Origin of the sequence: Iodobacter sp. (assembly GCF_025352645.1) — a bacterium.
Lineage (GTDB): Bacteria > Pseudomonadota > Gammaproteobacteria > Burkholderiales > Chitinibacteraceae > Iodobacter.
Genome location: NZ_JANXSO010000016.1, coordinates 1 through 7,283, shown reverse-complemented (window position 1 = coordinate 7,283; position 7,283 = coordinate 1). Strand labels below are relative to the sequence as shown.

At 50.2% G+C, this 7,283-nt stretch carries 7 protein-coding genes; 3 read left to right on the top strand and 4 right to left on the bottom strand.

From position 1 onward, the window contains the following. The coding region (gene asd, locus Q0R17_RS01700) for an aspartate-semialdehyde dehydrogenase (protein ID WP_293931566.1) at window positions 1-818 on the bottom strand (818 nt) is incomplete at its 3' end. Window positions 819-1,013: 195 nt separating this feature from the next. On the opposite strand from asd, the gene dtd reads away from it, so the two are divergent. The 3 genes from dtd (at window position 1,014) to Q0R17_RS01685 (ending at window position 3,586) form a co-directional block, all read left to right on the top strand. Continuing rightward, window positions 1,014-1,466, top strand: a complete 453-nt coding sequence (dtd, locus tag Q0R17_RS01695) for a D-aminoacyl-tRNA deacylase (protein WP_293931564.1) — start codon at window positions 1,014-1,016, stop codon at window positions 1,464-1,466. 269 nt (window positions 1,467-1,735) lie between these two features. Continuing rightward, window positions 1,736-2,029, top strand: a complete 294-nt coding sequence (locus Q0R17_RS01690; RefSeq protein WP_293931561.1) for a hypothetical protein — start codon at window positions 1,736-1,738, stop codon at window positions 2,027-2,029. Window positions 2,030-2,236: 207 nt separating this feature from the next. Continuing rightward, complete coding sequence (locus Q0R17_RS01685) at window positions 2,237-3,586, top strand: MATE family efflux transporter (protein WP_293931558.1); 1,350 nt, start codon at window positions 2,237-2,239, stop codon at window positions 3,584-3,586. Window positions 3,587-3,910: 324 nt separating this feature from the next. Here the strand turns inward: Q0R17_RS01685 and Q0R17_RS01680 are convergent, their stop codons facing one another. The 3 genes from Q0R17_RS01680 to Q0R17_RS01670 all read right to left on the bottom strand — a co-directional run. After that, a complete protein-coding gene (locus Q0R17_RS01680; protein WP_293931555.1) occupies window positions 3,911-4,357 on the bottom strand; it encodes a hypothetical protein in 447 nt (148 codons plus the stop codon). A 316-nt stretch (window positions 4,358-4,673) separates the two neighbouring features. Then, window positions 4,674-6,875 carry an OsmC domain/YcaO domain-containing protein gene (locus Q0R17_RS01675; RefSeq protein ID WP_293931553.1) on the bottom strand — a complete coding sequence of 734 codons (2,202 nt, stop codon included), beginning with the start codon at window positions 6,873-6,875 and terminating at the stop codon, window positions 4,674-4,676. 207 nt (window positions 6,876-7,082) lie between these two features. Continuing rightward, window positions 7,083-7,283 (bottom strand): hypothetical protein (locus tag Q0R17_RS01670; protein ID WP_293931550.1); only part of this gene is annotated, 201 nt, incomplete at its 5' end.

The window sequence follows — 7,283 nt, the reverse complement described above, 5'->3', positions numbered from 1 at the left end:
TGGCAGCGCATTGCGCCGATACGCACACAGAGGCCATCAACGGGGATTGGCGCTTCATTACCGAGGATTTTATTCACCTCAGCTTGACCTTTCCATTCTTCCTTAGTCTGGCCGTTATCAAGCTGCGCATCAATCCAAGGGATCAAGCCACCAGCCAATGGCGCGCCAAAGAATTCTGTAGGCACATCGCTGCGAATGGTTTCTGCAACCTTACGATCGATTTCTAAAATCGCTGACGCAGGCGTTGCTAGTTCATCGGCCACCGAGCCATAAACCACGCCCATGCCCTTAATTAGCTCGCGCATATGATTTGCACCACCGCCGGATGCCGCTTGGTAAGTCATGGAGCTAACCCAATCCACCAGACCTGCTTTAAACAAGCCGCTCATCCCCATCAGCATGATGGAATTGGTACAGTTGCCGCCGATATAGTTTTTAACGCCTTTTGCCAGCGATGCGCGAATCAGATCGTCATTCACGGGGTCGAGCACAATTACCGCGTTTTCTTCCATGCGCAGGGTAGAAGCCGCGTCGATCCAGTAACCATCCCAGCCCGCAGCACGCAGTTTTGGGAAGATATCTGAGGTGTAATCACCGCCTTGGCAAGAAATGATCACGTCCATCGCGGATAGCTCTGCGATATCGTTGGCGTTTTTCAGTGTGCCTGCGTCTTTACCAAAATTCGGAGCGGCTTGGCCAGCTTGCGAAGTAGTAAAAAACACGGGATCAATCACGTCAAAATCTTTTTCTTCCTGCATGCGTTGCATGAGGACAGAACCCACCATGCCGCGCCAGCCAACCAGACCTACTTTTTTCATGGTTCTATCCCTAGCGATAAAATAAACCAGAATACTGAATATTCAAGGGATTGACTAGCTGCCCCCCCTTTTTTCAGAAAATGTAAATTAGGGTTCTGCCATACGTACCTCTTTTCCAAAGCCTATTTCAGCGGGCAATATTTGTGCTTAATAAACCCTGTAAGCAAGGTAAGATCTCCGCTTGGGAGAAGAAAAATGCGCGTTCTGATTCAAAGAGTAAAGCAGGCCAGTGTGGCTGTAGATGGCAAAATCTGCGGGGAAATATCTGGCGGATTATTGCTGCTGGTTGGCATTGAAAATAGCGACACTGACGCCGATTTAAACTGGACCGCCAAAAAAATATGCAATTTGCGCATCTTTGAAGATGAAGCTGGGGTGATGAATCGCTCGGTGCTTGATTGCCAAGGTGAAATGCTGGCCGTTTCGCAATTCACGCTATTTGGCTCTTACAACAAAGGCAATCGCCCGTCTTGGGGCAGAGCGGCCAAGGGGGAAATATCTCAGCCGCTGTTTAATGCCTTTGTGGCAAAGCTGGCTGAGCTGAGTAACAAGCCCATTCCCACAGGAATCTTTGGCGCAGACATGCAAGTAGCGCTGATTAATGACGGCCCGATCACGCTGATGTTAGATTCAAAGCATCCAGAATAAAGCTGCTTGACAGCTAGGCCGCTCGCCGCCAAAATGAACTACACAGCGCCGAGTTGATTTTGCCAGCTTGCGGGCGCTTTATAAATGCAGCTAAAGCAGCGTAACCCGCGTTGCGGGTTTTTTTGTTTTACGCGCCTATTAATCGACAACTTGCGAGGCGCGCCCAAGTCGGCAGTACAGATGAGGGGAAATATCGCTAAAGCGTTGGCCGCATCCGACATCAAAAGCCTTGCGACCAGCTTCCCACTATGTGAATTAGGAATGCTGCCATGTACGACTGCCTAGCCCCAGAATTAACCAAAGCCACTCGCGAACTCCACCCCGCGCTGCGCTGGAAAACACAAAGCTGGCTGCGCCTCAATGCCAAACGCAATACCTCGCCACTGGCCCTATCCAAGGCCTTTGCAGCAGCCACCAGCTTAGGCTTTCGTACCGAAAATTTGGCCAACGGCAGCATCGTTATTTTGAATGTCGATTTGCAAGATGCGCTAATGTTTAGCCGACGATATCCCGATTTACTTGCCGAATACGAACCCATTAATCCATTTTGCTTGCGTAAGTAGCAGCTTAGGATGTGGCTCCAAATAGCTTCTCGTTGAACTTATCAAACACCCCGTCATCCCCGAATGATTTTATCGGGGATCCAGCAGCGCAGCTGGATTCCCGCCAAAGACACGCGGGAATGACGACGTTTTGTAGCGGGAAATTAATATGAGCCCAGTCCTTAAAGACTGATCTACTGCAAGCAAACACAAAAAATGTAGATCACTATGACCACCCGACTCGCCGATATTCGCGCCACTTGGCACCTTGCATGGCCCATTGCTATTGGGCAACTTGCCACCACAGGCACGGCCTTTATTGATGCGGTGATGGCTGGCCATGTTTCGGCAGGCGATCTGGCAGCGGTATCGGTGGGCTCGTCCATCTGGGTGACCATGATGGTAACGCTGATGGGATTTTTACTGGCGATTAGCCCGCTGGTGGCGCAAAAAATTGGCGCAAATGATCTAAAGCCCATTCCGAATCTTACCCAGCAAGCACTGCTACAAGCCTTGATCCTCGCCCTAATCGGCCTGATTTTAATTCGCTTTTTAGTGCCAATTTTTAACCATCTGGGCCTTGAAGCCGTCGTCGCACATAAGGCTGGGGAATTCTTAAAAGCCGTAAGCTGGGGCTTGCCTGCCTTTGCCTGCTACCGCGTTTTGTATTGCTATAGCGCTGCACTGAATCAAACCAAGCCCATGATGGTAATTTCCATCTTCTGCCTCTTGCTTAATATCCCTTGCAACTGGGTATTGATCTACGGCCATTGGGGCTTTCCAGCCATGGGCGGCGTAGGCTGCGGCTGGGCCACGGCGTTTTGCGTATGGGTTAATTTCTTGCTATTAGCCGCGTGGATTCGTTATGCCCACGTTTACAAAAACACCCATCCATTTCGCGCATGGCAAAGCATTGATTGGCATGCTCAAAAGCAACTTATCAAGCTGGGCCTGCCGATTGGCATGATGTTTTTTGTGGAAGTCAGCGCGTTTAGCCTGATTGGCCTGCTGATTGCCAGCTTGGGCACCGTTACCGTAGCCGCACACCAAATCACGCTGAATTTTTCATCGCTCACCTTTATGGTGCCGATGGCACTCGGCACGGCGCTTACCGTCAGGGTAGGCCATGCGATTGGTGCGGGGGATTATAAAGCGGCGCGTTTTATTGGCCAGAGCGGCATTCGCATGGGCCTGTGCATCGCCTTATTAACCGGCACCACCATGATTTTTGCCTCGCGCCTGATCGCAGGGTTTTACACCAGCGATACCGTCGTACTGATGCTGGCCAGCCAGCTGCTGGTATTGGCAGGCTTCTTCCAGTTTTCAGACGCCACGCAAGTGGTGGTGGCAGGCGTATTACGCGGCTACAAATCCACCCGTGGCCCCATGCTCATTCACCTTACCGCCTTCTGGGTGATCGGCATTCCGCTAGGCTATTTGCTCACCTTCGGCACCTCCACCCTGCCAGGCTACGGCGTGCAAGGCTATTGGATCGCCCTAGTCGCCGCCCTCACCTGCGCCGCACTATCGTTGATGGCACTGTTTCGTAGGGTAAGTTTGAAGCAGTTGGCAATCTAAGGATTTGGTTCTTATTAACTTCCCATTTCCGAAACACCGTCATTCCCGTGTGCCTTTGGCGGGAATCCAGCGACACCACTGGATCCCCGATAAAAACACTCGGGGATGACGGCTTGTCATATCGAGGTTTATTTCTAGCCACATCCTAAACACAGGACTCGCGTTTAGGCGCATTTGAACCTCAACACCACCAGCTTCAAAATCAAGCCAAATACATCGCAATATTCTTCATCGCTCTCGCCACGTATTCTTCTTTTTCGCCCACCGGCGCTACGTAATAAAGCGCTTCTTTGGCAGACCGCGTATATCGCACGAAGAAAGCGATCACCTAACGTTTAATCTAAGAGATGCCCAATTTTTAATCGTGCCAACAAAGAAACCAAGACCTGCCACAAACCAAACAACGGAGCCAACAATATCAAAGGCGCTCAATAGTTCAGGCACCCTTATCAACAATGGCACCAGCAGCAGCCCCCTCAGCAAACAAATACTAGAAATAACGATCAATCCTGTTCTTAGCAAAGGCAAGCGCTTCATCACGCCAGCACCAGAAAACGCATATACGGCGCAAGTGAACATCAAAAAACCAATCAACACCGCGCTAAGCGGCGCCTCTAACGTTCCATTTCGAGCTGAATCAACCACCCACCTTGGCGCGGTAAGAAAGGCGTACCAATCTGGGCCAATAAGCGGTGCAACCCAATGAATTAACGCGCCAAAGAGAGCAATCCCTGCGCCAATTAGAAAAGAAAAATGACCAATACCTATCATTATTGTCACCTTGCTAATTAAATGATTAAGCCACTATTTATTTGAGAGATCAGACATAGGTATGCGATATCACGGCGATTTACTCAGAACAGTATCAGCAAATGGTAAGCAAAATAAATTATTTCTTACGACATTCCTCGCTTTATCTTATTTGCGTAGTGACTTTTTTGGCGACTACGCACGACAACTCTATTTATCCTAAATCGGCAACTCTAAATTGATAGAAATTAATTAATCCCCCCGTAGGAGCGGATTTATCCGCGAGTGCAGCGCTATTAACGGCGCTCCTACAAGGTGTGATTTAGAATTGCTGGTCCTAAACAGGCTTTGCCGCAAAACTGCTTCGCGCCGCATGCAGTTTTTTGTAGCTGTCGATCAAGCGATGATGCTTATCTAAGCCTTCCAGTTTCATGCTGGTTTCTGTTAAACCAAAGAAACGCACGCTGCCGTCGGCGGAGCCTAGTGCTGCGTCCATGCGTGGATTGCCAAACATGCGGCGGAAGTTGACTTCGTAGTCTGCCAGCTCCAGCTCATCATCCAGTAATACATCCAGCACGGCATTGAGGGCCTGATAAAACAGGACTCGCTCCAGAGTGTTGTCGTTGTATTGCAGGAAGGCGCCGACCAGATCGTGTGCGTCTGCAAAGTGCTGTAAGGCCAGATTAATCAGCAGTTTTAATTCCAGCACGGTCAGCTGGCCCCACACCGTGTTCTCGTCAAATTTGATGCCAATTAAATCCGATACCTTGGAGTAATCACCCAGCTCGTTGTCTTCCAGGCGATAGAGCAGCGCGGAGAGGGCGGCATTATCCAGCCTATGCAGATTCAAGATGTCTTCGCGGAAGAGCAGCGCTTTATTGGTGTTATCCCAGATCAAATCTTCTATCAGATAAATTTCTGAATAGGCGGGCACCAGAATGCGGCAGGCTGTGGCGCCTAATTGATCGTAGACCGCCATATAGGACTCTTTGCCCAAGTCTTTCAGAATGCCGAACAGGGCCGCGGCTTCTTCGGTATTGGCGTTTTCACCTTCGCTGGAGAAATCCCATTCAACAAATTGGTAATTCGATTTCGCACTGAAAAAGCGCCATGAAACAATACCGCTCGAATCGATGAAATGCTCAACAAAGTTATTTGGCTCAGTTAAAGCATGGCTTTCAAAGGTCGGCCGTGGCAGATCGTTCAGGCCTTCAAAGCTGCGCCCTTGTAGTAGTTCGGTCAGGCTGCGCTCTAAGGCCACTTCTAAACTTGGGTGCGCGCCGAATGAGGCAAATACACCGCCGGTACGCGGATTCATCAGGGTTACGCACATGACCGGATAAACGCCGCCGAGCGAGGCATCTTTAACCAGCACCGGAAAGCCTTGCTCTTCAAGGCCAGCAATCCCGGCCAGAATACTGGGGTATTTCGCCAAGACTTCCTGCGGCACATCCGGCAGGGTGATTTCGCCTTCTAAAATTTCGCGCTTTACTGCGCGCTCAAAAATCTCTGAAAGGCATTGCACCTGCGCTTCGGCCAGCGTATTGCCCGCGCTCATGCCATTGCTGACGTAGAGGTTTTCGATCAGATTGGATGGGAAATACACCGTTTCGCCATCCGACTGGCGCACAAAGGGCAGCGAGCAGATACCGCGCTCTGTATTGCCGGAATTGGTGTCATACAGATGCGTGCCTAGTAATTCGCCATCTGGATTGTAAATTTCACGGCAGTAGTCATCCAGTATTTCAAGCGGCAGGGCATTTTTAGGGCCAGGTTTAAACCAGCGCTCTTGCGGGTAATGCACAAATTCCGCATTGGCGAGCTCTTCGCCCCAATACTGACCAGCATAAAAATGATTGCAGCTGATCCGCTCGATATACTCGCCCAGCGCGGACGCCAGCGCACTTTCTTTGCTTGCGCCTTTGCCATTAGTAAAACACATGGGCGAGTGTGCATCGCGGATATGCAGCGACCACACATTAGGCACAATATTGCGCCATGAAGCGATTTCAATTTTGATACCTAGGTCGGCCAGCAGGCCCGACATATTGGCGATGGTCTGCTCAAGCGGCAGATCCTTGCCCACGATATAGGTGGCGGCGTCGGATGAATTTAAGGTCAGCAAGGCTTGAGAATCGGCCTCTAAACTCTCTACCTCTTCAATGACAAACTCTGGGCCAGTTTGCACGACTTTTTTTACGGTGCAACGGTCGATAGAGCGCAAAATGCCCTGCCTATCTTTAGCAGAAATATCCGCAGGCAACTCCACCTGAATCTTAAAAATCTGCTGGTAGCGGTTTTCCGGATCAACAATATTGTTCTGCGACAGGCGGATATTCTCGGTAGGAATATTGCGGGTTTCGCAGTACAACTTCACAAAATAAGCCGCGCACAAGGCAGATGAAGCTAAAAAGTAATCGAATGGGCCCGGCGCCGAGCCATCGCCCTTATAGCGGATAGGCTGATCGGCGATCACCGTGAAATCATCGAACTTGGCTTCAAGACGAAGCTTATCGAGAAAATTGACCTTAATTTCCATGGAAGAATTCCTTAAATAATGCGCATTTTTGACCGCATTATCCCTTGTTTTTCAACCATAGTCCTGCGCTTCGTAAACGCTTATCGGTATCAGGTATTCTTATATTACTGGCTAAGCGTGTAGGTGGTGAATATTGGAAGTAAAGGGGGGGCGCTGAAAACAAAAGGCAACACACCGTATCCTCGGCTATTCAGGCAAAAAATACACTCAAGGCAAAAACAATCCACAGCTGGGCGCTGCCTCATCAAACACCCCCAGTGCGCGAAATAGCGTGTGTGCCAGCAGAACGTGGCCGTGGGCGTTGGGGTGAAAGGCATCGGCCATATAGACGGGCAACTTTGCGGCGAGGGCTTCCCACACGGCGGCATGGTCAACCAGGGGTACGGCCAGCTCTGCCGCCAGATTACG

What these genes read in the sequence shown, in the direction of transcription:
- dtd (WP_293931564.1), top strand. Translation starts at nt 1,014, where the DNA reads ATGCGCGTTCTGATTCAAAGAGTAAAGCAGGCCAGTGTGGCTGTAGAT.
- Q0R17_RS01675 (WP_293931553.1), bottom strand. Translation starts at nt 6,875, where the DNA reads ATGGAAATTAAGGTCAATTTTCTCGATAAGCTTCGTCTTGAAGCCAAG.
- Q0R17_RS01690 (WP_293931561.1), top strand. Translation starts at nt 1,736, where the DNA reads ATGTACGACTGCCTAGCCCCAGAATTAACCAAAGCCACTCGCGAACTC.
- Q0R17_RS01680 (WP_293931555.1), bottom strand. Translation starts at nt 4,357, where the DNA reads ATGATAGGTATTGGTCATTTTTCTTTTCTAATTGGCGCAGGGATTGCT.
- Q0R17_RS01685 (WP_293931558.1), top strand. Translation starts at nt 2,237, where the DNA reads ATGACCACCCGACTCGCCGATATTCGCGCCACTTGGCACCTTGCATGG.